This is a genomic window from Azorhizobium oxalatiphilum (genome assembly GCF_014635325.1).
Classification (GTDB): Bacteria; Pseudomonadota; Alphaproteobacteria; order Rhizobiales; family Xanthobacteraceae; genus Azorhizobium; species Azorhizobium oxalatiphilum.
The window spans coordinates 928741-955057 of sequence record NZ_BMCT01000001.1 but is presented as its reverse complement, the minus strand read 5'-3'; the positions used below and the strand labels follow the sequence as shown (position 1 = coordinate 955057).

General features: G+C 67.5%; 21 protein-coding genes. 3 read left to right on the top strand and 18 right to left on the bottom strand.

Annotated features, from left to right (window positions below):
• Window positions 1-85: 85 nt before the first annotated feature.
• From IEW24_RS04290 to IEW24_RS04205, 18 genes are all read right to left on the bottom strand, one after another.
• Window positions 86-1582 carry a sugar porter family MFS transporter gene (locus IEW24_RS04290; RefSeq protein WP_244644148.1) on the bottom strand — a complete coding sequence of 499 codons (1497 nt, stop codon included), beginning with the start codon at window positions 1580-1582 and terminating at the stop codon, window positions 86-88.
• A 425-nt stretch (window positions 1583-2007) separates the two neighbouring features.
• Window positions 2008-2676, bottom strand: a complete 669-nt coding sequence (locus IEW24_RS04285; RefSeq protein WP_188577346.1) for a response regulator transcription factor — start codon at window positions 2674-2676, stop codon at window positions 2008-2010.
• A gap of 354 nt (window positions 2677-3030) precedes the next feature.
• On the bottom strand, window positions 3031-3861 hold the full coding sequence (locus IEW24_RS04280) for an alpha/beta fold hydrolase (RefSeq protein ID WP_188575723.1): 831 nt from the start codon (window positions 3859-3861) through the stop codon (window positions 3031-3033).
• Between the two features lie 73 nt (window positions 3862-3934).
• The gene (locus IEW24_RS04275) at window positions 3935-4111 is read right to left on the bottom strand and encodes a hypothetical protein (RefSeq protein WP_188575721.1); all 177 of its coding nucleotides are present in this window, start codon (window positions 4109-4111) and stop codon (window positions 3935-3937) included.
• 393 nt (window positions 4112-4504) lie between these two features.
• Complete coding sequence (locus IEW24_RS04270; protein WP_188575719.1) at window positions 4505-4732, bottom strand: hypothetical protein; 228 nt, start codon at window positions 4730-4732, stop codon at window positions 4505-4507.
• 169 nt (window positions 4733-4901) lie between these two features.
• Window positions 4902-11327, bottom strand: coding sequence for an autotransporter outer membrane beta-barrel domain-containing protein (locus tag IEW24_RS04265; RefSeq protein WP_188575716.1), 6426 nt, complete (start codon window positions 11325-11327; stop codon window positions 4902-4904).
• A gap of 177 nt (window positions 11328-11504) precedes the next feature.
• Window positions 11505-12359, bottom strand: a complete 855-nt coding sequence (locus tag IEW24_RS04260; protein WP_188575714.1) for a carbohydrate ABC transporter permease — start codon at window positions 12357-12359, stop codon at window positions 11505-11507.
• Window positions 12356-13249, bottom strand: coding sequence for a carbohydrate ABC transporter permease (locus IEW24_RS04255; protein ID WP_188577343.1), 894 nt, complete (start codon window positions 13247-13249; stop codon window positions 12356-12358). Before IEW24_RS04255 ends, IEW24_RS04260 begins: the two co-directional genes overlap by 4 nt.
• 130 nt (window positions 13250-13379) lie before the next feature.
• A complete protein-coding gene (locus IEW24_RS04250; protein WP_188575712.1) occupies window positions 13380-14648 on the bottom strand; it encodes an ABC transporter substrate-binding protein in 1269 nt (422 codons plus the stop codon).
• A gap of 50 nt (window positions 14649-14698) precedes the next feature.
• Window positions 14699-15835 (bottom strand): ABC transporter ATP-binding protein, encoded by a 1137-nt coding sequence (locus IEW24_RS04245; protein WP_188575709.1) that lies wholly within the window; start codon window positions 15833-15835, stop codon window positions 14699-14701.
• Window positions 15832-16641, bottom strand: coding sequence for a DeoR/GlpR family DNA-binding transcription regulator (locus tag IEW24_RS04240; protein ID WP_188575708.1), 810 nt, complete (start codon window positions 16639-16641; stop codon window positions 15832-15834). The genes IEW24_RS04245 and IEW24_RS04240 overlap by 4 nt, the downstream gene beginning before the upstream one ends.
• Window positions 16642-16773: 132 nt before the next feature.
• Window positions 16774-17502, bottom strand: a complete 729-nt coding sequence (locus tag IEW24_RS04235) for an ABC transporter ATP-binding protein (protein ID WP_188575706.1) — start codon at window positions 17500-17502, stop codon at window positions 16774-16776.
• Window positions 17495-18295 carry an ABC transporter ATP-binding protein gene (locus tag IEW24_RS04230; RefSeq protein ID WP_188575703.1) on the bottom strand — a complete coding sequence of 267 codons (801 nt, stop codon included), beginning with the start codon at window positions 18293-18295 and terminating at the stop codon, window positions 17495-17497. Before IEW24_RS04230 ends, IEW24_RS04235 begins: the two co-directional genes overlap by 8 nt.
• 1 nt (window position 18296) lies before the next feature.
• A complete protein-coding gene (locus IEW24_RS04225) occupies window positions 18297-19286 on the bottom strand; it encodes a branched-chain amino acid ABC transporter permease (protein WP_244644146.1) in 990 nt (329 codons plus the stop codon).
• Complete coding sequence (locus IEW24_RS04220) at window positions 19273-20172, bottom strand: branched-chain amino acid ABC transporter permease (RefSeq protein WP_188575699.1); 900 nt, start codon at window positions 20170-20172, stop codon at window positions 19273-19275. Before IEW24_RS04220 ends, IEW24_RS04225 begins: the two co-directional genes overlap by 14 nt.
• Complete coding sequence (locus tag IEW24_RS04215) at window positions 20169-21080, bottom strand: NAD(P)-dependent oxidoreductase (RefSeq protein ID WP_188575697.1); 912 nt, start codon at window positions 21078-21080, stop codon at window positions 20169-20171. The genes IEW24_RS04220 and IEW24_RS04215 overlap by 4 nt, the downstream gene beginning before the upstream one ends.
• A 4-nt stretch (window positions 21081-21084) precedes the next feature.
• Window positions 21085-21831 (bottom strand): SDR family NAD(P)-dependent oxidoreductase, encoded by a 747-nt coding sequence (locus IEW24_RS04210; RefSeq protein WP_188575696.1) that lies wholly within the window; start codon window positions 21829-21831, stop codon window positions 21085-21087.
• Window positions 21832-22144: 313 nt separating this feature from the next.
• Window positions 22145-23356: an ABC transporter substrate-binding protein gene (locus tag IEW24_RS04205; RefSeq protein WP_188575694.1), complete on the bottom strand. Its 1212-nt coding sequence runs from the start codon at window positions 23354-23356 to the stop codon at window positions 22145-22147.
• Between the two features lie 442 nt (window positions 23357-23798).
• Here IEW24_RS04205 and IEW24_RS04200 point away from each other — a divergent pair, with 442 nt between their 5' ends.
• From IEW24_RS04200 to IEW24_RS04190, 3 genes are all read left to right on the top strand, one after another.
• On the top strand, window positions 23799-24512 hold the full coding sequence (locus tag IEW24_RS04200) for a GntR family transcriptional regulator (protein WP_188575692.1): 714 nt from the start codon (window positions 23799-23801) through the stop codon (window positions 24510-24512).
• Window positions 24509-25090, top strand: a complete 582-nt coding sequence (locus IEW24_RS04195; protein WP_188575690.1) for a cysteine hydrolase family protein — start codon at window positions 24509-24511, stop codon at window positions 25088-25090. Before IEW24_RS04200 ends, IEW24_RS04195 begins: the two co-directional genes overlap by 4 nt.
• Window positions 25091-25259: 169 nt before the next feature.
• On the top strand, window positions 25260-26270 hold the full coding sequence (locus IEW24_RS04190; protein WP_188575688.1) for an MBL fold metallo-hydrolase: 1011 nt from the start codon (window positions 25260-25262) through the stop codon (window positions 26268-26270).
• The last annotated feature ends 47 nt before the right edge of the window (window positions 26271-26317 follow it).

The following is a 26317-nucleotide window of genomic DNA, read 5'->3' as shown; positions in this document are numbered from 1 at the left end:
TGCCGAGGCGCGGCAGCCACCGGGACCGGTCGATCGCGGCGGACTTGCGCCCACCACGGGCCGGCCGGCCCCGAACCTTGCGGCCTCAGGCTGCGGCGATGGCGGTGCGCCCGCTCTCGGGCTGGAAGTTGCCCTTGCGCAGCGCGCCCTCGATGTCCTCCAGGCTCGCGCCCGCCGTCTCCGGCACGTAGAACAGCACGAACAGGAAAGACAGGAAGTTGATGCCGGCATAGATCCACATGGTGGTGCCGAGCCCCACCGCATGCACCAGCGAGAGCGCGGTGCCGGTGACGATGAGGTTAGAGCCCCACAGCATGGCGGCGTGCAGGGCGGTTGCCGGCCCGCGCATGGCAAGCGGGAACATCTCCGAACCCAGCAGCCAGCCGCACACCTGGATGCCGCCGGAATTGAACAGCATGAAGGCCAGCAGGAAGAAGATGGTGAGCCAGCCGCCGACCCCGCCATGGGCGCCGATGGCGAACATGGTGCCGAGGCCGATCATGCTGATCACTGATCCGGGGATCATCACCAGCATCAGCCGGCGGCGACCGATCCTGTCCACATAGAGGCAGCCGAGCAGCGTGACCACCGCATAGACCCCGGCGACACCGAGGCTGGCGAGCAGCCCCGAGGAGCGGCCGAAGCCGGCATCGGCGAGGAAAGTGGGGGCGTAATAGATCATCATCTCCAGCCCGCCGCACTGGGTGAAGAAGGCGACGCCCAGCGCCGCGATCAGCGCCGGCCGCACCCACGGCTGGCCGATGCCGCGCCAGCCGGTCTCCTCCGGCCGGGTGTCGCGGGCGATGGCCTGGATCTGCCGCAGCTCGGCGCGCACCTCGTGGCGGGTGTCACGCACCTGGCTCAGGATCTCCGCCGCCGGCGCGAGGCCGCGGTTCTCGGCCACCCAGCGCGGGGAGCCGGGCATGAACAGCATGGCGAAGAAGACGATGGCAGCGGGAATGGCGGCGATGGCGACCATGGGTCGCCAGCTCCACACATCGTGCAGCCCGAAGCCGACGATATTGGCGGCGAGGATGCCGACGCCGATGGCCACATTGAACATGGTGACGAGATTGCCGCGCTTCGCCGGCGGGGCGAGCTCGGAAATATACATGGGCACGACCTGCGTGGAGGCGCCGACCGCAACGCCGAGCAGCAGGCGCCCGGCCACCAGCAGCGGCACCGAGGGCACCAGCGCGCAGGCGACGGCCCCGACCGCGAACAGCGCCGCGACCACCAGCACGGTGCGCTTGCGCCCCACCTTCTCCGACAGCCAGCTCGTGGCCAGCGCCCCCAGAACCGCGCCGGCGAGGATGGCGGCGGTCACGACCTCCTGCATGCGGTGATTGAGCCCGAACTCATCGGTCATGGACAGCAGGGCGCCCGAGATGATGCCGGTGTCATAGCCATAGAGCCCGCCGCAGATGGCGGCGACGAAGGCCGCGACGCGCAGCGTGCCGGGCGATCCCTTGTCCATGTCGATCTGGGAAACGACGCGCTCCAGATGCCGCTCGTCCTGCGCACGCTGGGAGGACATTACGCCGGCGGGCGCGGTGAGAATGTGGGTCTCTGCTTCGTGCAAAACGTACTCCAAGACGATTGATCCCATGCCGCGCTCAAACGCCCCGTGGGGGCGACGCGACCAACCTTCCTCCCGGCTATGCGAAGGGGATATGCACCCCAGAAACGGGGCTGCGATGCCATCTTCCGTGGCATGCGATAATCTTAAACTATCACACTTCCGCCAAAAATGCGAATTGCGCGGCCATTTTTGTCCAAATGGCGGCCACAATCACAGATCAACCGGCGCCAGAAAGGCTGCCTGATCCCCCCAATATGAGAATATTCTGGCCGCCGTTCACATCATTGCGATGTGTGGACGAAATGGATCCGGGATCAACGTTGGCTATAGCCACAAGCGCCGATTCCATCGGCCCACGGATCGGAAGCGAACGTCATCATTCATGGCCGCGATGGGGAGTCTTTCGGCCGGACGGAAGGTGGTCCTCAGCCGCGCCGGCCGGTCTCGAGGCCAAGCGCCTCGGCCATGCGCACAAGATCGGCCAGTGAGCGCGCGTTCATCTTGCGCATCACCTGCCCGCGATAGATCTTCACCGTCACTTCGCTCAGGCCGATCTCACCGGCCACCTGCTTGTTCATGAGGCCGGAGCAGACCAGCGTCATCACCTCCTGCTCGCGGCCGGAGAGCGTGTCGTAGAGGGCTTTGAGGCCGTCCGTCACGCCATCGGCGCGGCGGCGATCACGGTCCTGCCCGATGCCGGCCAGCACCGCATCCAGCAGTTCCTGATCCCGGAACGGCTTGGTGAGGAAGTCCACCGCCCCCGCCTTCATGGCGCGCACGGTCATGGGGATATCGCCGAAGCCGGTCATGAAGATCACCGGCATGTTGCGCTCGGTGGCCGCGATCTGGCGCTGGAAATCGAGGCCGCTCATGCCCGGCAGGCGGATGTCCAGCACCAGGCAGCGCGGCACATCGGCGATGCGGGCCGCCATGAACTCCGCCGCCGAGGCGAACAGCTCGACCTTGAGGCCGATGGAGCGCAGCAGGCTGGAGAGCGCCTCGCGCACCGAAGGATCGTCATCCACCACCACCGCCAGTTGCTCGTCTGCCGGAGCAGACGCAGCCGCACCGGCGCGAGAGGCGGAAACGGACATGGAGGGAAGCGGCATCTTGGCGGCAATCATGGAGCCATTCCTTCGCTTGGGACCGAAAAGGTCGCCTCGCCACCAGCCGGGCACCTGCGGAGCCGCCACGGAACGGGGCGCCCACGCAGGAGCCATGCAAAAGGTGCAGGCGAGACATGCCGCAACGTAGCATGTGCCTTGAGTCCCACCGCTTATACGAAGGTTTATTCCAGCCCAACATAACGCTACTGGCGGCCGTTCCCGTCATCCGATCCGGCTGCCCGATCGTATCTTCCCCGCTACCGCCAGATCCAGAGCCCGGACAAGCCAAAGGCGCCGGCCACGCGTGGCCGACGCCTCTGTCATTTCGCGATGATCTTCTGCTCAGCCCTTGATGAAGGCGAGCAGATCCGGATTGATCACGTCCGCATGGGTGGTGAGCATGCCGTGCGGATAGCCGGGATAGATTTTCAGCGTACCGTTCTTCAGCAGCTTGGCGGAGAGTACGCCGGCATCCTGATAGGGCACGATCTGGTCGTCATCGCCGTGCAGAACGAGGGTCGGCACCTCGATCGCCTTCAGGTCTTCGGTCTGGTCGGTTTCGGAGAAGGCCTTGATGCCTTCGTAATGGGCCTTGGCGCTGCCCATCATGCCCTGCCGCCACCAGTTCTGGATCACGCCCTGCGAAACCACCGCGCCGGGGCGGTTGAAGCCGTAGAAGGGGCCGGTGGGCAGATCCAGAAAGAACTGGGCGCGGTTGTCGGCCAGCGCCTTCCGCAGGCCGTCGAACACCTCCATGGGCAGGCCGCCGGGATTGCTTTCGGTCTTCAGCATGATCGGCGGCACGGCGCTCACCAGCACCGCCTTCGCCACCCGGCCCTGGCCGTATTTGGCCACATAGCGCGCCACCACGCCGCCGCCGGTGGAATGGCCGATATGGACCGCATTCTTCAGGTCCAGCGCCTCCACCACCGCCGCCATGTCGGCGGCATAATGGTCCATGTCGTGGCCCTCGCTCACCTGCGCCGAGCGGCCATGGCCGCGCCGGTCGGCGGCGACAACGCGGAACCCCTTGCCGAGGAAGTAGAGCATCTGGGTGTCCCAGTCGTCCGAGGACAGCGGCCAGCCATGGTGGAAGAAGATGGGCTGGGCGTCCTTCGGACCCCAATCCTTGTAGAAGATCTCGACGCCGTCCTTGGTGGTCACGGTAGGCATGGGGGTGGTCCTTTTGCTGGGAGGTCTGCCCCGGAGCCCGCAGCGCCGGGGGAAGGCGGGATTGTCTGGAAACTCAGCCGTGCCCGATGGGGAGCGCAGGCAGCGCCGCGGTGGCGGCGGTGGAGCCGCCGAGCAGCACCGGCAGCGGCACGGTTGCCGCCGGGAGCATCAGTTCGAGCGTCATCACGCCGCTCACGGCCAGCAGGAGCAGGCCGGCGGTCATGCTGGTGAAGGCCATGGTGCGCGGCATCGCGATGCCTCCTCGGGACAGGGCGCCAGTGGGCGCGGCGGCTGGGATACGGACGCGACTGGAAGGGAAACGCGCCGGCGACGCACAAGGTCCGGCCGGCTGCGCATGTGTTTGAAGGGGAGGAACCCGTGGCCGGCCGGAAGGGGGGCGATACCCGGCCGGCCACGGTTCCCGAGTGGTGCTACCCGACCGATACGCGGCCCGGCATTCCACCCGTTGGGGAGAAGATCACGCCCGTCTCCGAAGCCGAAGGTGAGGCCGCGATCACATGCTTGATGTCTGTCCGCCGCCGCGCGGCGCGCATCCCGTTCGGCGATACGTCTGCCGGGCAGCTTAATGGCCCCGGCCGCGGCGGCTTTCCGCTTCGCCCGTCGGGCGGGCGCCAGCGGAAGATCAGTTGACGCTGGGGTCGAAAGCCGGGCCCCAGTGGGGATCGAAATGGGGAGCGGCGATCGCGGGGGCCGTCAGGGTCCGGCCGGGCTGCGGCACGAGGCGCTCATGGGCGGAGACGATGTACTGGACTTCGTTCTCCGGGCCGATGGACGGGCCGGCGAAGGCGGTGGAGGTCGCCAGCAGAACGCTGGTGGAAGCGATGGCGAGGATGTTGGTCAGGCGGGTCATGTCGGTCACTCCGATTTGGTGATCCGACTATGCGGCGATGGCCGTCCGCTTTGAATCATACGCAGGATCGCCCGCCTAGCGCATGGATGTGGCCGGACCATACCTTGGTGTAGCCGTGTGCGATTGGCCCTCTCTTCCGCCAGGGGAAGAGAGGGACAATCGCGCGCCCTCAGAACTGCACCGCGAAGCGGGCGCTCAGTTCCTGCGAGAGATAGCTGTCGGCGATGTCCGCCTTGTATTCGGCACGCAGCTCATAGCCCTTGGTGTCGAACAGCTGGAGCCCCGCGGCCAGATTGACCTGCGTCGCCGGCAGCAGAACGTGGGTGGTGAATTCCTGCACCACGCCGCCGTCATCCGCGAAGCCCACCCCCACCGGCATGTTGTCCTTGGCCAGGAAGGTCATGCCCGCCGATGCGTAGGGCCGCAGCCACAGGCCGGGCTGGAGATTCACGCGCCCGCCCAATTCCACATTGGGGCTGAAGGCGAAGTTGAACTGGTCGGCGGACGAGAATTCCAGCGCCAGCACCTGCCCGCTTTCGCGATAGGCGGGCATGTAGGTGTACATCAGGTCGAAGTCCGCATAGGGACGCACATACCAGTCCGTGAAGGCAAACTCGTAGGATGCGCGGAAGCGGCCGCCGGCCGTATAGACGCTGGAGCTGCCACTGGACGTATAGGCATCCTCGCCGATCGTCATGGTGCGATCGGTGGAATAGCGGCCGTAGCCCATGTGGCCGGAGAGCGCGAACAGCCACGGGCCGGCCTGATGCTTCAGCGAGAGCGCCAGATCGCCGCTGGTGCCCTCGGTGTGGGAGCCGCCGTCCGTGCCGCTGAGCCAGGACTGGGTGAGGCCCGCCGTGGCGCCCACGAACCAGTTGTCCACCACCTCACGCTGGCTGCCGATGCGATAGGTGACGGCGCTCTGGTCGTAGCCGGAGAGGTCGGCGGCGCTGGTCTGGTGGGTCCAGTTGCCGATCACCCGCGCCCAGTGGCAGTTGCTCTCCTGCATGAGCGTGCCGGAGCCCTCGAAGATGGGGCAGCTGAGCGCCGCATTCAGCGAGGCACGCACGTTCAGCGTCTGCGACGTGAGGGTGCTGGAGGATTCCTCCGGCACCAGCGCGTCGATGCCCGCCATGTAGTCTTCCGCCGACGACACGTTGGCGAAGGCGCCGAACAGCAGCGCCATGTCGCTATCGATGCTGCCCGAAGACCAGATGGTCTGCAGATAGTTCATCACCGAGCGCTCGCTGTTGGTGGCGCCGAGGCCGTTGACCGGCGCGAAGCGGGCCTCGGGGGAGATGTCCACCGACTTGCCGGCGATGCTGGTCTGCCAGACGAAGGGCGCACCCGTGGGGCTGGCGGTGGCGATGCTGCCGGAGAGCGCACCGTCGCTGGTGATGACGCGGAAGGTGTCCGGCGTCAGGCCGTTGACCACATTGACCAGAATGCCGCCGGCCAGCTGGGTCTGGCCCGTGACCTTCAGGAGATCGCTCTTCGCCTGCCCGGCGGCGGGCGTGGAGGTCACGTCCACGGCGAGGATGCCGCCCGCCATCTGCTGGAAGCGCGCGGCCCTCACAGTGGCGGTGCCGATCACGTCGGTGCCGCCCACGTTGAAGATGCCGGCATTCTGGAACACGCCCGCAGTGCCCAGTTCCACCGTGCCGCCGGCATTGGAAATATAGGTGCCGCCGGAGAGGTTCTCGAAGCGGTTCACCTCGCCCGTCACGGTGCTGGTGGAGAGGTTGATGTCGCCGAAGATGGTGCCCGAATTGCGCACCGTCTCCGAGCCGAAGGAGGCGCGGATCGCCATGCCGGAATCCGCTCCCACCAGCGATCCCGCGCCGATGGTGATGGTGTTGGTCTTGCCGCCATCCACACCGATGGCCGCGCCCTCGCCTGAGCCGCCGATCAGCGTGCCCGTGTAGGTGATGGCGATATTGCCGCCCATGCGGCTCGAATCCAGCGATCCGTCCAGCGCCTGGAAGCCGCTCTGGGCGAAGATGCCGTAGGCATCCTTGCCGGAGGTCTCGATCAGCCCCTTCAGATTGATGGTGATGGCCTCGCCGGTGCCGGTGGAGGCGCTGCGCTGGTCCAGCAGGCTGGTGAGGCGGGTAAGGACCGTATTCACCGTATCGGTGTCGTTGCCGAGCAGGCGCACGATGCCCTGCAGGCTCTCCGGCACACGGTCGATATTGTCCACCACCGTGCCGCTGCCGCCGCCTGCCGTGATGAGGCCGTTGAGCACGCTGGAAACCTGCAACAGCGTGGCGCGCACGGTGCTGTCGGTCTTCAGGAGATTGCTCACCGTGCCGCCGCCACCGCCCAGCGACTGGGCGAACACGCCATGCGCGGCGGTGCCCGAGGTGAATAGCGTCAGGGTGCTGCCGAGGCCCTCGGTGGAAATGTTGATCGCCCCACCACTGCCGCTGGCTCCACCCGCGCCGCCGATGATGGGCAGCGTCCAGCCCTGAAGCACGGAGGCGCCGCCATAGCCGCCGCCACCGCCCACGCTCTGCGCGAACACGCCCATGGCATTGTCGCCGCTGGTGGCGATGCGGGCATCGTTCTGGAACTGCACGTTCACCGCACCGCCCGCGCCGCCGGCCCCGCCCGCGCCGCCAAGGGAGGCCGCATACTTCACCCCGCCGGGGCTGCCCGCGGCATTGGAGATGCCGCCGCCACCGCCCACCGACTGGGCGAGAATGCCGAATGCCGCTTCGCCGGAGGTGACGATGGCGCCGGTGTGGGTGACGAGCACATCGCCGCCCGCCCCGGACGCGCCGCCCGCGCCGCCCAGCGTGACGCTGCCGGATTTTTTCGGCGCATCCTTGGTGGTGGAAGCCGCCGGCACCTGCTCGATGCCCACCGCCTTCAGCAGCGCGAGAATGGTGTCGGCGGTGGCTTCCTCGCCATCGCCTTCGGCCGTGCTCTCCTCGGTCTTCGCGGCATTGGCCGGATTCATGAGGAAGGCGCCGCCGCCCCCGCCCACCGATTGCGCCACGATGCCGTGCGCCTCGGCGCCATAGGTGTCGATGGTGCCGGTGTTGGTCACGAAGACCTTGCCGCCATTCCCGCCGGTGCCGCCCTTGGCGCCGATGGTGAGATTGAGAGTGAGGTTCTTGTTGTCGCCCGAGAGCGCGCCGACACCCACGCCACCGCCGCCGCCCACGGACTGGGCGAAGACGCCGTAGGAGGCGGCCCCGGCGGTGAAGATCTCGCCGTCATTGGTCACGGAGACCTGCCCGCCCAGATTGCCGCTGCCGCCCGAGCCGCCGAGCGTGCCGGAGAGGTTGGTCTTGTTGGTGCCGGAGGCATAGGCGACGCCGCCCTGCCCGCCGCCGCCACCCACCGACTGGGCGAAGACGCCATAGGCCACATCGCCATAAGCGGCGATGAGCCCGTCATTGGTGACTTTCACGTCGCCGCCGACATTGCCGGAGCCACCCGCGCCGCCCATGGCCAGCGTCAGGGAAAGATCCGGCAGCTTGGTGGCGCCCTTCGCCTGCTTGTCCAGATAGTCGGAGATGTTGCCCCCGAAGGCCTGCATCTGCTTGTAGAAATCGGAATTCTTGAAGCTGTCGGACAGGTATTTGTAGGTGTCGCTGTCCTGCAGATCCTTGATGAAGGCGTCGAGCTGCTCCTTGGTTTCGGCATTGCCCTTGTCTTCCGCCCAGGTGTTGTAGGCGGTCACGCCCACCGCATCCTTCAGCGTGGCCCAGATCTCGCCCACGCGATCGGGCGTGGTGCTGGCATCGGCACTGAGGTTTCCACCCGCGCCGCCGCCGCCGCCCACGCTCTGCGCGAAAACGCCGTGCGCGCCGTCGCCATAGGTGATGATGGCGCCCTTGTTCTCCACCGTCACCGCGCCGCCCTTGCCACCCGAGCCGCCGGTGCCACCCACCGTGTAGCGAATGGCGAGCGTGCCCTCGGTGGCCGCCGAGCCGCCGCCACCGGTGCCGCCACCACCACCCACGCTCTGGGCGAAGATGCCATCCGCCTGCGCGCCATGGGTAAGGATGCTGGCGTCCGCCCCCACAGTGACAGTGACCGTGCCGCCATTGCCGCCCCCGCCGCCCGAGCCGCCGAGGCCATGGACCAGCGTCAGGCTGTCGGCCAGCGGCAGCTTCTGCGCGAGATCGTTCAGTGTCTTGTCGAAGGAGAGGCCGGAGGCCGCCGAGACGTCGATGCCGCCGCCATTGCCGCCACCGCCGCCGATGGACTGGGCGAACAGGCCGACCGCGCCCTCGCCCCACGTCTCCACCGCGCCGGTATGGGTGATCGTCACCACCCCGCCCGCACCGCCGCCGCTGGTGCCCGAGCCGCCGATGCTCTCGCCCAGCACGATGGTGCGATAAAGGCTCATGCCATCGGCCGAGACCGAGGCCGCGCCCGAATTGCCGCCGCCGCCGCCGATGGAAATGGCCTGAAGGCCCATGGCCCGGTCGCCATAGGTGATCACGTCGCCGCTATTGGTGATGGACACCGCGCCGCCCGCACCGCCACCGCCACCGCTGCCGCCCACGGCGGTGGTGACGTTGACCGCGGCCGCGCCGGGCGCCGCGATGGCGAGGCCATAGGCGCTGCCATCGCCCGCCGTGCCGCCGCCGCCGCCGATGCTCATGGCCTGAATGGCGGTCGCCTCATCGCCGAAGGTGGAGACCTCCGCGCCATTGGTGACGGAAACACCGCCGCCCGCACCGCCGGTGCCGCCGGAGCCGCCCACCGCCTTGGAGATGGCGACCGAGGGCAAGGGATCACCCGAGGGCGTCACCGCCGGCAGCGCAACGGCGAAGGCATTGGCGCCGCCGCCCACGCCGCCGCCTCCGCCGATGCTGAGCGCCTGAATGCCCAGCGCCGCCTTGCCATCGGTGGCGATGTAGGAGGTGTTGTTCACCACCACCTGCCCGCCCTTGCCACCGGCCCCGCCGGTGCCGCCCACGGATGAGGAAGCGGACAGGCCGTAGCCCACGGATTGGGCGGACGCATAACCGCCGGTGCCGCCGCCGCCGCCCACGGAGAGCGCCAGCACGGCCGTGGCCGCATCGCCCGAGGTCAGCACATAGCCCATGTCGCCGGTGAAGGTGACGAGGCCGCCATCGCCCCCGCCGCCGCCCGCCCCGCCCAGCGCCACGGCGAGGAAGGCGCCCGAGGTGGCGGACACGCCGCCGGTGCCGCCGCCGCCGCCGATGCTCTGCGCCAGCACGCCATAAGCCTTATCGCCGAGGGTGCTGATCCAGTTGCTGTTGGTGACGCTCACCGCGCCGCCATTGCCACCCGCCCCGCCGGTGCCGCCGCTGTTCCAGAAGAAGATGCCGCTGCTGCCGCCGGCCCCGCCGCCCGCATGGGCCGTGGAGGGCGCCGTCGCCTGGAAGGCATCCAGTGCATATCCGCCGCCCACGCTCTGGGCGAAGACGGCGGTCGCGCCGGTGCCCAGCGTGGCCACGGCGCCAGCCTGGGTGATGGTGACGCTGCCGCCCACGCCCGCAGCGCCCCCGGTGCCGCCGGAGGTGAAGGTGGACGCAGCCCCCTTACCGCCCGCGCCGCTCACCGACTGGGCGAGAATACCGAAGGAATAAGCCCCGTCGGTGGTGACGACGCCGGTATTGGTGCCCGTCACCGCGCCGCCATCGCCGCCCCGCCCGCCGGGCACGGCGGTGGAGAAGGTGGCGGTGCCGGCGCTGCCGCCCGCCCCGCCCACGCTCTGGAGCGTGATGGCGGAGGCCTGCACGCCGTAGGTGGCAACGATGCCGTCGTTGATGAGCGTGACCGTCCCGCCCGCGCCGCCATTGGAGGGGTAACGCGAGCCAAGGCCAGTATCTGCCGTGCCGCCCGCCCCGCCCAGCGAGGAAGCGACCACGGCCGGCGCATAGGCGCCCGAGGTGATGATCGAGCCCGCTTCCGAAATGGTAAGGCGCACCGCCCCGCCCGCGCCGCCGCCATCAAGCGCCATGCGGGTGGAGGTGGTGCCGCCCTGCGCGCCCACGCCCGCATCGCCGCCCTGCGACTGGAGCACCGCGCCGGCAGTGTAGCTGCTGTTGGCGAAGACCTCGGCGGAGAGATTCAGCGTCACGGCGCCGCCGCTGCCGCCTGCGCCCATGCCGCTATAGCCGAAGCCGCCATTGCCGCCGCGGGAATAGAGCATCAGCAGCGCGGTCGGGCTGGTGACATTGGTGCCGCCGGAGACATCGCCGCTCTGCACCAGCGAGACCGCCCCGGCATTGCCGCCTGCCGCCCCCGGCGCATCGCGCAGCACGCCATAAAGGCCAGTGCCGCCCTTGCCGCCCACCGAGCCCAGCTCGATGGCGGGGCCGGCCATGCCGGGGAGCGCCGTGGCATTGTTCAGGCTGACGCCGGCCGCCGCGCCGCCGGCAGTGGCGTAATTGTAGAAGGCACCGAAGGTGTGCTCGGCATTGCTGCCGTTGCCGCCCTGATTGACGATGCGGATGGCGCTCGCCGCCTCTGCCGCACGCGGAGCCGCGAAAGCGACGGCAAGGGTCGAGCTGGAGAGCAGAAGGGCCGTGAGGAGACGGCGTGAAGTGGAGACGCGCTGCGCCGAACGATCAGAACAGGAAACGGAAAAACGATCGAAGAACATACGCACATCCCCACACACCAGGCGCGAGTGATGGCATGCGGAGATTGCACAAGGCTGTCGCTGGAATGGTACCTAAAAACCACGCAACATTTGTTAAGTAGCGTGGAAGTCCAGCCGGTTGCGAAACCGCAGGGCACGTCTTGCGGCACATCGCGAAAGTCTGCCCGGCGCGCGGGATCAGCGGATGCCCGCGCGCAGAAACGCCTGGATGAACTGGCGCTGGAAGATGAGGAAGGCCACCAGAAGCGGAGCCGCCACCATGAGGGTCGCCGCGCTGATGATGGAGATGTTCACCCCGCTCTCCGGCGCGCCGAACAGCGATAGCCCCACCGTGAGCGGGCGCGTGTCCGGATTGTTGGTGACGATGAGCGGCCACAGGAAATTGTTCCAGTGGGTGGCCACCGACACCAGCGCATAGGCGAGGTACACCGGCCGCGCAGCCGGCACATAGACCCGCCACAGCACGCCGAGCCACGAGCAGCCCTCCACGCGCGCCGCTTCCTCCAGCTCCACCGGCACCGATTTGAACGCCTGCCGCAGCAGGAAGATGCCGAAGGCGCTGGCCACATAGGGCAGGCCCATGCCGGTGATGCTGTCGATGAGGCCAAGGCGCGATACCATGGCGTAATTCTCCACGATCAGCACTTCCGGCAGGATGAAGAGCTGGAGCAGCACCAGCACGAACAGCGCCTCGCGGCCGGGAAACTCGAACCGCGCGAAGGCATAGCCCGCCAGCGTGCAGAGGATGAACTGGCCGATGAGGGTGAACGTCACCAGCCCCAGCGTGTTGGCGCCATATGTGAGCCACGGCGCGGCGAGCCATGCGGCGCGATAATTCTCCAGCGTCAAGGACGAGACCTGCGAGAAATCGAGCGCCATGCCCGCCGGACGCAGCGAGGCCCAGAGCGCGAAGATGAGCGGCGCCACCCAGATGAGCGCCAGCAGCCAGGCGCCGGCCGTGTCCAGCAGCTTTCCGGCATCGAAGCGCGGATGAACGCGCGGTGCGGCATCGCTCAGCGAGAGATCGGTCATCGGTAGTGGATCCGCTTGTCTATGACGCTGAACTGGACGATGGCCACAACCGCCAGCACCAGCAGCACCAGCGCCGTCATGGCCGCGGCGTGGACGCGGTCGAAATAGGAGAAGGCCATCTCCCAGATCCAGTAGAGCGCGAGCTTGGTGGCGTTGTTCGGCCCGCCCTTGGTGAGGATGAAGAGATGGTCGATCAGCTTCACCGAATTGATCAGCGCGTTGATGAAGATGAAGGCCGTGGTGGGCATCAGCAGGGGCAGCAGCACCCGGCGCAGATAGGTGAAGCGCGAGGCCCCCTCCACCTGCGCCGCCTCGCGCAGGTCCGGCGGAATGGTCTGCAGCGCGGCCAGATAGAAGATCATGAAGAAGCCCGCCTCCTTCCAGATCGTCACCACCATCACCGCGCCGAGCGCGGTCTGCGGCTGGCCGAGCCAGTTGACGGAGGGCAGGCCGAACAGGCTCGTGAAGCTGTCGATGACGCCGATGCCGGGCGTGTAGAAGAACAGCCACAGGTTGGCGGCGGCCACCATGGGCAGGACGGTGGGGGTGAAATAGGCGCTGCGCACGAAACCGCGCGCCGGCAGCTTGGCATCCGCCCACAGCGCCATCAGCAGCGCCAGCGCGATGGACACCGGAATGGTGACGGCGGCGTAGAGCACATTGTTGCCGATCACCGTCCAGAAGGTGGGATCGGCCAGGAGGTCCGCATAATTCTCGACGCCGTTGAAGACGGAGGGGCGGCGCGCGGTGCCGCGCGAATGAAAGCTGGCCCACAGCGTGGTGATGGTGGGCAGGAAGGCGAACAGCGTCAGCAGCACCAGCGCCGGCATCACCAGCAGCCAGCCGTAGATGGCCGTCATGCGCCGCCGCTGGCGGGCGATGGGGTCCATCGGGCGCGGATCGGCGGGGCGCGTATCCATAGGGCTCGTGAGGGTCATGAGCGTCTTCGCGGGGCGTCTCTGGCGGAGGAGGAAAAGGCAAGGGGGCGGACGGGCCGCCCCCTGCCGGTTCAGCAGAAGATCACTTCTTCTGGTAGGGCTTCAGCAGCGCGTCGGCCTGCGCCTGCGCCGCCGTCAAGGCCTCGGCCGGGGTCTTGGTGCCGGTGAGGGCCGCCTGCACGGCGTTGTTGAGCGCCTCGCGGACACGGGCGGTTTCCCAGGTGGAGAACTCGGCGATGGCGACCTTGAGCTGGTCACGGGCGACGAGGGCCTGCGGGAACTCCTTGCCGTAGGCCTTGAGCTGCTCGGTCTCGTAGGAGGCCGGCGACACGCCCACATAACCGGTGGTGATGGACCACTCGGCCGCGCGCTCCGGCGCGGTCATGTAGCGGATGAGCGACAGGGACGCCTTGCGCTCGGCCTCGGTGGCGTTCTTGAACAGGTAGAAGTTGCCGCCGCCGGTGGGCGAGCCCGGTTGCTTGTTGGCCGGCAGCTCAGCCACGCCGAAGTCGAACTTGGCCTCGGCCTTCACCGCGGAGAGATTGCCGGTGGTGTGCCACATCATGGCCGTCTGGCCCTGCACGAAGGCCTGGCGCAGCGTGCCCCACTCGACGATGCCCGCCGGCGAGATCTTGTGCTCGCTGGACAGCGACTTCCAGAAGGCGAGACCGGCGATGACGTCCGGATCGGTGAAGTTCACCGAGGCGCCGTCCTTGCTCATCAGCTCCTTGCCATTCTCGATGGCGAAGCACTGGAGCATCCAGTAGGGATAGCCGGTGGACGGGATCATCAGGCCGTAGCGGCCGTCCTTGGTCAGCTTCTTGCCGTAGGCGACCATCTCGTCCCAGGTCTTCGGCGGCTTGTTGGGATCGAGGCCCGCTTCCTTGAACATGTCCTTGTTGTAGAACATGACGATGGTGGAGCGCTGGAACGGAATGCCCCAGGTCTTGCCCTCAACCATGCTGTTGGCCATGAGCGCCGGGTAGAAGCTCTTCAGCCAGGCCTTCTCCTCATCGGTCTTCACCACGTCCTCGAAGGGGACGATGAGCTCCTGCTCGACAAGGTCATAGGCGTCGATGGAGAACAGCACCGAGAGCTGCGCCGGCTTGCCGCTCTTGAGCGCGGAGAGCGCACGCACGCGGGTGTCGTCGTAATTGCCGGCATAGACGGCGTTCACGGCAACGTCCGGGTTCTCCTTCTCGAAGCCCTTGATCATGTTGTCGATCACCTTGGTCAGCGGACCGCCGACGGAGACCGGGTAGAACATGGTCAGCTCGGTCTTGGCGAACGAGGTGACGGTGGAGGCCAGCAATCCCGCCGCCACCGCTGCGGCGGTGAAAAAGCGCTTCATGGGTCGTGTCCTTCTGTGGGAGGCAACGCGTTGAGGGGTGAACGGAAAACTCAGCCGGCCGCGCGCACCGGCGCGGACGGGTTCGGTCCGGCGGCGCCTGCCGCCGAAGAGGGCGCGACCGCAGCGGCGGAAATCCGCGCGCCGCTGTCGCGATCGAACCAGTGGGTGGCGGCCTCCGGCCAGCTCACCGAGAGCGTCGTTCCGGGCGCGCGCTCGTCGCGGCCGGGCACACGGGCCGTCACCTGCGCCCCGCCGGCCAGCGCCAGATAGACGAAGGTCTCCGCGCCGAGGAATTCGCTGGCGATGACGGTGGCTGGCAGCAGCCCCTCGCCTTCCGGCATGAGCTTGAGCGCCTCGCCACGCACGCCCACGTCGAGCCGCGCGCGGGCAGAGCCGCCGGGCGCGGTGAGCGGCACGAGATCGCCGGGGATCATCGTCATGGGCGGGGCGCCGAGGAAGCCCGCCGCAAAGGCGGTGGCCGGCGTCTCGTAGAGCGTGGCCGGTGGCCCCATCTGCTCGATGCGCCCTGCCCGCATCAGGATCACCTGATCGGCCATGCCCATGGCCTCGGTCTGGTCGTGGGTCACATAGACCACGGTCATGCCGAGGCGGCGCTGCAAGGCGCGGATGTCCTGCCGCACCGAATGGCGCAGCTTGGCGTCGAGATTGGAAAGCGGCTCGTCCATCAGGCAGAGCGGATGGTCGGCCACGATGGCGCGGGCGAGCGCCACGCGCTGGCGCTGGCCGCCGGAAAGCTGGGCCGGGCGGCGCGCTTCCAGCCCTGTGAGGCCGGTGAGGGCGAGCGCCTCCTTGAGCTTGCGCTCACGCTCCGCACGGGCGATGCGGCGCACCTTCAGGCCGAACACGATGTTCTCCTCCACCGACAGGTGCGGGAACAGCGCATAGGACTGGAACACGATGGAGAGCCCGCGCTGCGAGGGCGGCAGCGCGGTCACATCGCGTCCATCGATGACGATGCGGCCGCTGTCCGGCGTCTCAAGCCCGGCGATGAGGCGCAGCGTGGTGGACTTGCCGCATCCGGAGGGGCCGAGCAGCACGGTGAAGCCGCCACGCGGAATGGTGAGCGACAGATCGTTCACCCCGCCGCCGCCGTCGAAGGTGCGGGTGACGCGATCGATGCGCAGGAAGGCGGGATCGGCGGCGGCATTGCCGGCGAGAGATGTCATGCGCCGGCTCCCGTCGCGACAAGGGTGGAGGTGTCGGACGCGGCGACCCTGAGGCGCGCGCCATGATCAGCGCTGTCGAACAGCGCGGCGAAATCGGCCGGGGGCGGCGCATCCAGAACCAGCATGTCCACATCGGCCAGATGGCCGCCGCGCACCGGCGCGGGCCGGCCCAGCTTGCTGACATCGGCCACCAGAACGGAGCGGCGGCAGCTCTCGCGCATGGCGGCGCGGGCCAGCACCTCGGCGCGGTCGAAATCCACCAGCACGCCGTCCGCCTCGATGCCGCCGACGCCGAACACGCCGAAGTCCACGCGGTAGCTGCGGTACATTTCCTCCACCTGCGGGCCGAGCATGTCGCGGTCGGGCAGGCGCATGGTGCCGCCGGGCAGAATGATGCGATTGGAGCGGGTGACGCTCAGCGCCAGCGCCACGTTGAGATTGTTGGTGACGACGGTGAGGTCCTCGTGCGCCTGCATGGCCAGCGCCACGAATTCCGGCGTGGTGCCGATGCCGAAGGAGACCGACGCGCCATTGGGGATCAGCCCCGCCACCAGAGCGCCAATGGCCTGCTTGGCGAGCGGATGGATGATGCGGCGCGAGTCATAGGGCTGGTTGAGACGCGGGGCCTCCATATAGTCCGCCCCGCCGCGCCGCCGGCGCAGCAGATTGGCATCGCACAGGCTGTTGATGTCGCGGCGGATGGTCTGCGGCGTCACCGCGAACCGTTCCGCCAGCGTCTCGACGCTCTGGAACCCGTTCTGCCGGGCCAGATCGACGATGCCGTGCTGTCGTGGAGTAATGTTCATTCCCGCCCGTTTCGATGTTCGTTCGAACATGCGGGCGGACCCTATCGACGCTCATTGAACGTCCGACGTCAGTTTTGTGACGTTCAGATGAACATCAGCCGTTCTGTGCGGATCGGGGCGACGGCCCAGCCGTCAATGTCGGGCACCGAGATAGGATTCCAGCAACTGGCGCCGGGCCTCCTCGGACATGTCGATCTCGCTGGCGAGGCGATGCCCGCTGATCTGGCCGCTGCGCACGAAATAGAGCACATCGGAAAAGCGCGAGACCATGGCGTAATTCTGCTCCACCAGCAGGATGGAAAGCCCGGTTTCGGTGCGGATCTGCGCCAGCCGTTCGAATACGCGCCGGATCAGCAGTGGCGCCAGTCCGAGGGAGGGCTCGTCCAGCAGCAGCAGGCGCGGCCCGCTCATGAGCGCACGGCCGATGGCCAGCATCTGCTGCTCGCCGCCGCTCAGCATCCAGGCCGGCGCACGCGTGCGGTTGGCGATCTCCGGGAACAGGTCGAGGATCGCGCTGCGCCTTGCCGCCCGCGTCCGCCCGTCCAGCAGGAAGCCGCCGAGGGTCAGGTTCTCATCCACGGTGAGCGCGGTGACGATCTCGCGGCCCTCCGGCACATAGACGATGCCGCTCTTCACACGCTCGCGCGCGGAGGCGCGGCTGAGATCCCGCCCCTCGAAGATCACTTCGCCCTGCGCATCCGCCAGCCCCGCCACGCCCTTCAGGATGGAGGACTTTCCGGCGCCGTTAGCCCCCAGCAGGGAGACCACGCCGCCCGCCGGAACGCTGATCTCGGCCTCCGCTATGCCGCAGGTGGCGCCATAGCGCACGCTCAAGGCGCGCACCTCCAGAAGCTCACTCATCGTCCGCCCCCAGATAGACCCGCAGCACCTCGGGATCGGCCTGCACCGCGGCGGGTGAGCCGCAGGCGATCACCTTGCCGAAATTGAGCACATAGATCCTGTCGCAGAGCTGCATGATCAGATCCATGTCGTGCTCGACCACCACCATGATCAGGCCCGGATGCATCACGCGGCGCAGGGCGCGGGTGAGATCCCGCGTTTCCACCGCGTTCAGCCCGGCGGCCGGCTCGTCCAGCAGCAGCACGCGCGGATGCGCCACCAGCGCGCGGGCGATCTCGCCCAGCCGCTGCGTGCCCGGCGGCAGCTCCGGCGGGGCGAGATGAGCAGCGGCGGCGATGCCCAGTTCATCGAGTGCGGCCATGGCCCGCCGCTGCGCGTCCTGAGTCTCCGCCCGCCCGCCGGGGAGCGGCAGGAAGGCACTCGCCCAGCCGCTGCGGCGGGACAAGGTAAGCCCGGTCATGACATTTTCCAGCAGGGTCAGATCGGGACTGAGCGCCATGTGCTGGAACGAGCGCACCATGCCGAGGCCCGCCCGCCGGGCAGGCGACAGGGCATCGAGGCCGGTGTCGCCCAGCGCGATCCGCCCTGCCGTCGGCCGATAGAGGCCGGTGAGGCAGTTGAACAGGCTGGTCTTGCCGGCGCCGTTCGGGCCGATCAGGCCGGTGACGAGGCCCGGCCGCAGATCAAGATCCACGCCTTTCAGCACCTCGATGCCGCCGAACGACAGGTTGAGGCCATGGGCGATGAGCGCCCCCGGCTGCGGGGATGGAGGGGCGAGGTTCGCGCTCTGCATCTCAGGCCGCCTTTCCGGGCAGGAAGCGGCGCAGGCCGGAGCCGCTGTTGGCCACAAGGGTCACGATCAGCAGTGCCGCTCCATAAAGGATCGGGACATAGTCCCCTGCACTGGCGAGATATTGCGGGATGAGGGTGATGACGCCGCCGCCGATCAGCGCGGCGATGAGCGAGGTACCCTGCAGGCCGATCACCGAGCCCACCAGATAGAAGATGCCCGACCACAGCGTGAAGCTGTTGGGCGAGACGGTGGAGCTGGCGAAGGCGAGCACGGCGCCGGAGAGCGAGGCCAGCGTGGCGCTGAGGGCGAAGATGCTGATGCGCGCCCAGCTGCGGGTGATGCCGAAGGCTTCCGCCGCGCGCGGATGGGCACGGGCCAGCAGCAGCGCCATGCCTTGCCGCGAGCCGCGGAAATGCGCCAGCGCGAGGCACACCAGAACGAGCGCCGCCAGCGCGAGATAATAGCGCTGCCCGGCCTTTGACACGCCTGGCACCAGATCGCGGGAGATGTAGAGCCCCTCGAAGCCCCCGGTCCAGCGTTCCATATGGATCAGCAGCTCAGGGAGGCAGAGCGCCAGCGCCATGCTGGCCACCGCCAGATAGATGCCGGACATGCGACGGGAGGGAATGGCGAACAGGAGGCCGGCGACAAAGCCCAGCGCCAGCGCCGCCGGCAGGCTGATCCAGAGTCCGAGGCCGAAATGCTTCTCCAGAATGGCGACGCTGTAAGCGCCCAGCGCCACGAAGAAGCTGTGGCCGATGGAGACCTCGCCGCCATAGCGCACCAGCACGCTCACCGAGAGTACCGCCAGCGCATTGGCGAAGCAGAGCGACAGGCTGTAGAGCAGGAAGGAGCCGGACAGTGCCGGCAGGACGGCAAGCACCGCGACCACCAGAAGGCTGGCCCATGTGCGCAGGTTGCGCAGCTCCGGCAGCGGGCGGGCGGGGCTGCGGATGGCCCCCTTGGGATGCACCAGCTCAGACACGGCCACCTGCTGCTTTCTCGAGGAGTCCATCGGGGAAGAAGTTCAGCGTGAGCATGATGACTCCCAGCAGGAAGGTGTTCATGAACTCCGGCGAGACGTAGAAGGAGAACAAATTCATCGCGATGCCGACCACGATGCCGCCCACCGCGGCCCCCGGCAGGCTGGAGAAGCCGCCCACCACCGCCGCCGTGAAGGCGGTGAGCATGAAGGAGGCCACCGTGGTGGAGCTGAGGAAGGTGGTGGGCACGATGAGCAGGGCCGCAACAAGCCCCAGCACCGCGCCGGACACCCACGAGAACAGATGCACGAGCCGCAAATTGAGCCCGCACACGCGGCTGGCGAAGGGATTGGAGCACACCGCCCGGAAGGCGATGCCGAGCCGGGTGCGCTCGATGACGAAGAACAGCCCGCCGATCATCAGCGCGGTGACGGCCAGAACGGTGAGATCATAGGCCGTGATGCGCAGGCTCCCGAGCCCGAAGCCGAAGGAGGGAATGGGCAGTTCGAGGCTGACGATTTCCGCCCCGAAGACGATCTGGATGGTGCCTTGCAGGATCAGGCCGATGCCCAGAGTGGCGATGGTGCTGGTGAGATCCGACTTGAACACCAGCGGCGCGATGACCGCATAGCCCAGCACGCCGATGATCGCGGTGAGGCCGAGGGCCAGCGCCACCGCGCTGCCCCACGAGAGGTTCAGCAGCACCCCGGAGGAGAAGCCATAGACCAGGAAAGCCGCCAGCCCCGCCAGATTGCCATGGGCGAAGTTCACCACCTTCGAGCTCTTGAACACCATCACCAGGCCCAACGCCCCGAGCCCGTAGAGGCAGCCGGACACGAGGCCCGACCACAGCAGCGGCGGCAGATCCTGCGGGAGGGCTGAGAGCGCGCTCATGAGGCGACCTTGAGGTCGTGCATGCCGCCCGCCTCCACCACAGCAATCACGCCGGGGAAATAGCGGCCCGACATGCCATGGGTGCGCGCCGCATCGTAATAATGCCGCGCCAGCTCGACGCCCTTGGCATCGAGGCCGTGCTCCTTCGCCAGCGCCAGCAGATAGTCGATGTCTTTCAGCACATATTCGGGCGGAAAGGCCTTCTCGGGAAAGGCGCGCGGCAGCATCGCCTTCATGCCGTGGTTGCGCAGGGCGAAGCTGTCGCCGGAACCCTTGGAGACGGCTTCAAGCAGCGTCTGCGGCGCAACGCCTGCCCGCTCGCCCAGCACCATCATCTCGGCCAGCGCGACCACATGCTCGAACAGCAGGTTGTTGTTGATCAGCTTCACGGTCTGGCCGGTGCCGATGGCGCCGCAATGGGTCACGTCCGTGCCCATGTAGGCCAGCAGCGGCTGGATGCGGGCGAAGGTCTCCGCCCCTGCCCCCACCATGATGCTCAACTCCCCCTTGCGGGCGGCCTCGCGGGTGCGGGCGACGGGCGCGTCGGCAAAGCTGATGCCCCGCGCCGCCAGCGCCTCCCCCACCCGGCGCGCGGCGGCGACCGACGTGGTGCTCAGATCCACCACCACGGATCCCGGCCGGGCCGTGGCGATGATGCCGTCGGGGCCGAGGCAGACCCGCTCGACCTGCGCATCGCCGGGGAGCGAGAGGAGGATGACATCGGCCTGTCCCGCCAGCTCCAGCACGCTCCCGGCGGGCACCGCCTTGGTGTCGGCGAGGTCCGCGAGCGCGGATGCATTGAGATCGAAGGCGATGACGGAGCCCAGATGCTTCTGCGCCACGTTGCGGCACATGGGGCCGCCCATGACGCCGAGGCCGATGAATCCGATGGTTTCGTGAGCTGCCATGATGTCAGTCCATCAGCATGCCGCCATTCACGTCGAGCACCGTGCCGGTGATCCAGTTCGACGCGGGCGAACAGAGGAAGAGGATGCTCTGGGCGATGTCGTCGGGCACGCCGAAGCGGCCGAGCGGCACGTTGCCATTGGCGGAGGGCGGCGCCTGCCCGGTTACGCTCGCCCACATGGGCGTCTCCACCGGGCCGGGGGCGATGATGTTGGCATAGACGCCCTTGCCGGCACCCGCTTTCGCCACCCATTTCATCAGGCCATGAACGGCAGACTTGGCTGCCACATAGGAGGGGCCGGACGCCACGCCGCCGATCTTCGCGGCGATTGAACCCAGGGCCACGATCTTGCCATAGCCGCGTTCGGCCATCAGCGGATAGAGCTTGCGCACGGGGTGGACCACGCCCATCACATTGACGTCGAAGACGTTCCGCCACTCCTCGTCCGTACTCTCCCAGAGCGGCTTGTTGGAGATGTTTCCGGCGCACAGGACGAGGATGTCGACGGCCTTGAATTCGGCGCAGACGTCGTCGATCAGGCGCTCACTATCCTCTTGGGAGGTGAGGTCGCAGCGCTTGTAGACTGCGGCCCCGGCGAGGTCCGCATCGGCCACGATGTCCGTTGCCACAACCTGCGCACCCGCCTCCGCCAGAACCCGGACGACGGCGCGGCCGATACCACCGGCCGCGCCCGTGACGAGCGCAACCTGACCATCCAGACGCGGAGGGCCACTTACAGGAGATCCAGCCATAGACTGATCCTTGTTCCGTTGGCTGGCCGCACTCGTAAACGCATGGACGCGGGCGATGCGGCCAACCGCCCGCGCGATCCCTGGCAGGCGTTACGCCCGCGGAACGCCGCTAGAGCATGTCCGGCTTTGATTGCTCCGCAATCCAAGCGGCAAGACAGTCTCTATCAATGAGCTGGAGCGGTTCCGTGTTTCCATGAAACACCGAAACGCTCTAGAGCATGTTCGGCTTTGATTGCTCCGCAATCCAAGTCGAAAAACATTCTCTATCAACAAGTTGGAGTGTTTCAGTGTTTCCATGAAACAATGAAACGCTCTAGGCGGGCTTGGCGTCGAAGGCGACGGCCGGATAGGGCCGGAAGTCGCGGACCATGGTGAAGGCACCGTCCTTCGCCTGAAGGATCGCCTCCTGCCGCGTGCCCCGGTGATCCTCCGCCGTGAAAGTCACCTTGCGAGCGCCGCCGACCGAGGCATCGGTGAGCGTGTTGCCGGCAGCGATCAGGTTCTCGCGGGTGATCGGCTTGCCGCTGTCCACCAGCGCCTCGAACACCTTGGCGAACAAGGCCGCATTGCTCCAGCCATTGAGGCCGAACACGCCGACCGGATCATCAGGATAATATTTCCCGATGGCATCGCGATAGGCCTTGATCGCCGGATCATCGCTGGTGACGGGCAGCAGCCAGGAGGAGAAATACACCCCATCCAGCAACTTGCCCGCCAGCTTGTAGGTGGAGGGATCGGCGGTGAAGAAGGGGGCGAACCAGCTCGCCGCCACGCCCTGCCGGTCCGCCGCCTTCAGCGCGCCGGCCAGATTGGCGTTGGAGCCGAACAGGATCACCGATTGCGCGCCGGAATTGGCCACCCGGCGGATGTGGGGGGTGAAATCCGTGGTCTTCACCTCGAACGGCACGGACTCCACCGGCGTGATCTTCTGCTGCTCCATATAGAGGTCGAAGCCGCGCTTGGCGGAGCGGCCGAGCTCGTCATTCTCCCACAGGAGCGCGATCTTCTCGTGCTTGAGATCCTTCAGCGCGTATTCCGCATTGGAGGCCGCCGACCAGCCATAGTCCGGCAGCAGCGGGAAGACGTTCGGCTGCGTGAAGAAGACCGAGGCGCCGCCGATGGGGCCGAACATGCCGAGCCCCGCCTCCCTGGCATAGGGGATCACCGCCACATTGGGCGCCGTGCCCACCGCGGCCACCAGCGCGAAGATCTTCTCATCCTCCACCAGACGCCGGGTGACGGCGACGCTGCGCGCCGGATCATAACCGTCATCCATGGTGACATAGCGGACTTTCCAGCCCTTGATGCCGCCCGCCTCGTTGGCGGCGCGGAAGAAGGCCTCCGCCGCATGGGTGAGGATGGCATAGAAAGGCACCGGGCCGGTGATCGGCGTGAAGCCGCCGATGGTGACCGTCTTGTTCGCCTGATCAATTCCGATTGTGTCCGCGAAGGCGGAGCGGAATGGCAGGAGATGCGCTGAGATGGCAGCGGACGCGAGTAACCTGAGCGCTGTGCGCCGGTTCATGATGGCCTCCCTGGGACCATGATCGGGCTTTTGTCGCCCGTTGGAATGAACGATAGTTGACTGAACTTAGCCGGTCAAACCTAAAGTGCATGATGCATTATTTTTGACCAACCTGTCGCCACGGGCTCGTGCGAGGGCGATCACCGGCCACCTGCGCGGCATCTCGGCGCCGCACCTTCGCAGCGCCCGGCGCACGCATATCTTCCCGAGCATAGGCCCGTGCCGTACTGACAGCTGGGGACTTCTTCACCACCCAAGGGCCGCGCACCAACGCGCGGAACACAACGCAGGCGACGCGGGCGAGGCTACATCCTTCATTATAATGCATCATGCATCATATGTTCTTCTTCTGTCGTGGATCGCCTTATGCTATGGCTGGCGAGACGGAAGCTTCCGGACCGGAAGCCTTTCGGAACCGAAACCCTGCACCCGAAGCACGACAATGGAATACAGGACCAAGGAAGAGCAGGTTGCGGACTTCCTGCGCGAAGGCATCATCTCCGGCCGTCTGCCGCGCGGCGCGCGGCTGAAGCAGCAGGAGATCGCCGAGGAGCTGCGCACCTCCATCACCCCCGTGCGCGAGGCGCTCAAGCTGCTCGAGGCCGAAGGCTATATCGAGAGCAACTCCTATCGCGGGGCCACCGTCGTGCCCTTCGATATCAGCGCCTCCACCGAGATCCTGAAACTCCGCATCACGCTGGAAACGCAGCTGGTGGAAAGCGCGGCCCGCAATCTCACCTCGGCCGACATCGCCGAGCTGAAGGAGATCGCCGACCAGTTCGAGGCCGCGGCCAGGGCCGGCGACAGCAGCGCGGCACGCGGCATCAACTACCGGCTGCACCGCCGCATCTATGATTTCGCCCAGCTGCCCCAGACGCTGCATTTCGTGCAGGTGCTGTGGGCGCGCTATCCGTTCGACGTCATCAACCGCGTGGAAGGCCGCGCCGAGCGCGCCGCCGCCGAGCATGCCGAACTGCTGCGCCACTTCATCGAGGGAGACGCCGGCAGCGCCATGCTGACCATGCGCCGCCACATCGAATCCGGCTGGCACGAGTTCCGCCAGAGCTTCGAGACGGCGCGCGCGGGAGAGGAACCAGTCGCCCGCAAACCGGCGGCCAAGGATAATGAATCAGCGCAGGAGACGGTGACATCATGACGTCCACCCTGTTTCTCGTCATGGACATGCTGAACGACCTCGTCCATCCCGATGGCGCCGGGGGCAAGAGCTACGTACCGCAGATGGCGGCGCGCGATGTGGTCGGCCGCACCCGCGCCGCCATCGACAAGGCCCGCGCCGCCGGCGCGCTCATCGGCTATGTCCGCGTGGGCTTCGCGCCCGACTACAAGGATTGCCCCGCTTCCTCGCCGGTCTTCTCCAAGGCGCGCGAGAACGGCCTGTTCAAGCTCGGCAGCTGGGGCACCGAAGTGCTGGAGGCGCTGGCGCCGGAACCGGAAGACTTCGACTTCGTGAAACACCGGGTGAGCCCCTTCTATGGCACGGCGCTCGAACCGGCCCTGCGGGCGCGCGGCATCACGCGGCTCATCCTCTCGGGCGTCTCCACCAATGGCGTCGTCCATGCCGGCGCGCGCGAGGCTCACGACCGGGACTATGCCTGCATCGTGCTGGAGGACTGCTGCGCCGGCGCCACGGCCGAGGAGCACGACAATGCGCTGCGCTCCATGGCCCGTTTCGTCTCCATCAAGGCCAGCACGGACGTGGACTTCGCCGGCTGAAGGAGAGCGGTGAAGATCCGCTCATCGGCAGCGCGATGTACCGTCTTGCGTGCCGGCAGCAAACGGCACATGCCCCGGCGGCAGAGGATTCATGATACGTCCGGGCGTTGATCTCTGGTCTGCGAACGCCGACTATGGCATGGCGCGGGGCGTTCTGTAGGAGGTGCGAGTGACGTTGGATGTGGAAGGGCTCACGCGGTGTGACGTGAGCGAAGTGGTGCCCGGCCTGCTGCGGGTCAAGGTGCCCCTGCCCTTCCCGCCCACCACGGTCAATGCCTGGCTGCTGGCCGGCCGGAATGGCTGGACCCTGGTGGATTCCGGCGTCGATGACGAGCAGACGCGCGCCATCTTCACCGAGCTGCTGTCCCATCCCATGCTGGAGGGACGGCCGATCGAGCGCCTGCTGGTCACACATTTTCATCCCGACCACGTGGGACTGGCCGGCTGGCTGCAGCAGCAGACCGGCGCGCCCATCCACATGAGCCGCATCGAATGGCTGCAGGCGCGCCTGCTGCTCAACGAGCGGCCGGTCGAGATCATCCAGCAACTGGTGGAGCATGCCCGCCGCTGCGCCGCCCCGGACGACTATCTGGAGCTTCTGACGCGGCGAGGCCCCCTGTTCCACAAATGGGTGTCGCCTTTGCCCCGCTGCTACCATCGCGTATCCGAGGGCGACCGCTTCGATCTTCTCGGCAGCCCGTGGCAGGTGATGATCGCCGAAGGGCACGCGCCCGAAATGGTCTGCCTGTACAATGCCGAGCGCCAGATCCTGATCGCCGCCGATCACATCCTGCCGCGCATCTCACCGCATATCGGCGCGCATCCGTCCGATCCGCTGGATGATCCGCTGGGCGCCTTCCTGCGCTCGCTGGTGCCCTTCTCCAAGCTGCCGGACGAAACCCTCGTCCTGCCCTCGCACGGAGAGCCCTTCCACGGGCTCCGGGGCCGCGTTCGGGATCTGGCCGCGCATCACGAGGAACGCCTCGAAAAGCTGCTCGCCTTCTGCCGCGAGCCGCGCACGGTCATGGATACGCTGGAGATCCTGTTCCGCCCGCTGCCCACGGAGCAGATCGGCTTCGGCCTGAGCGAAGCCTTGGCGCATCTGCGGCGGCTGGAAGTGACCGGCCGGATGGACCGCGTTCTGGCCGGAGAGCATTGGCTCTTCACCAGCCGGCCGTAAGCCCTGGCGGGCGCGCCTCCCGGCGCGCGCCTGCCATCCGGCTCACG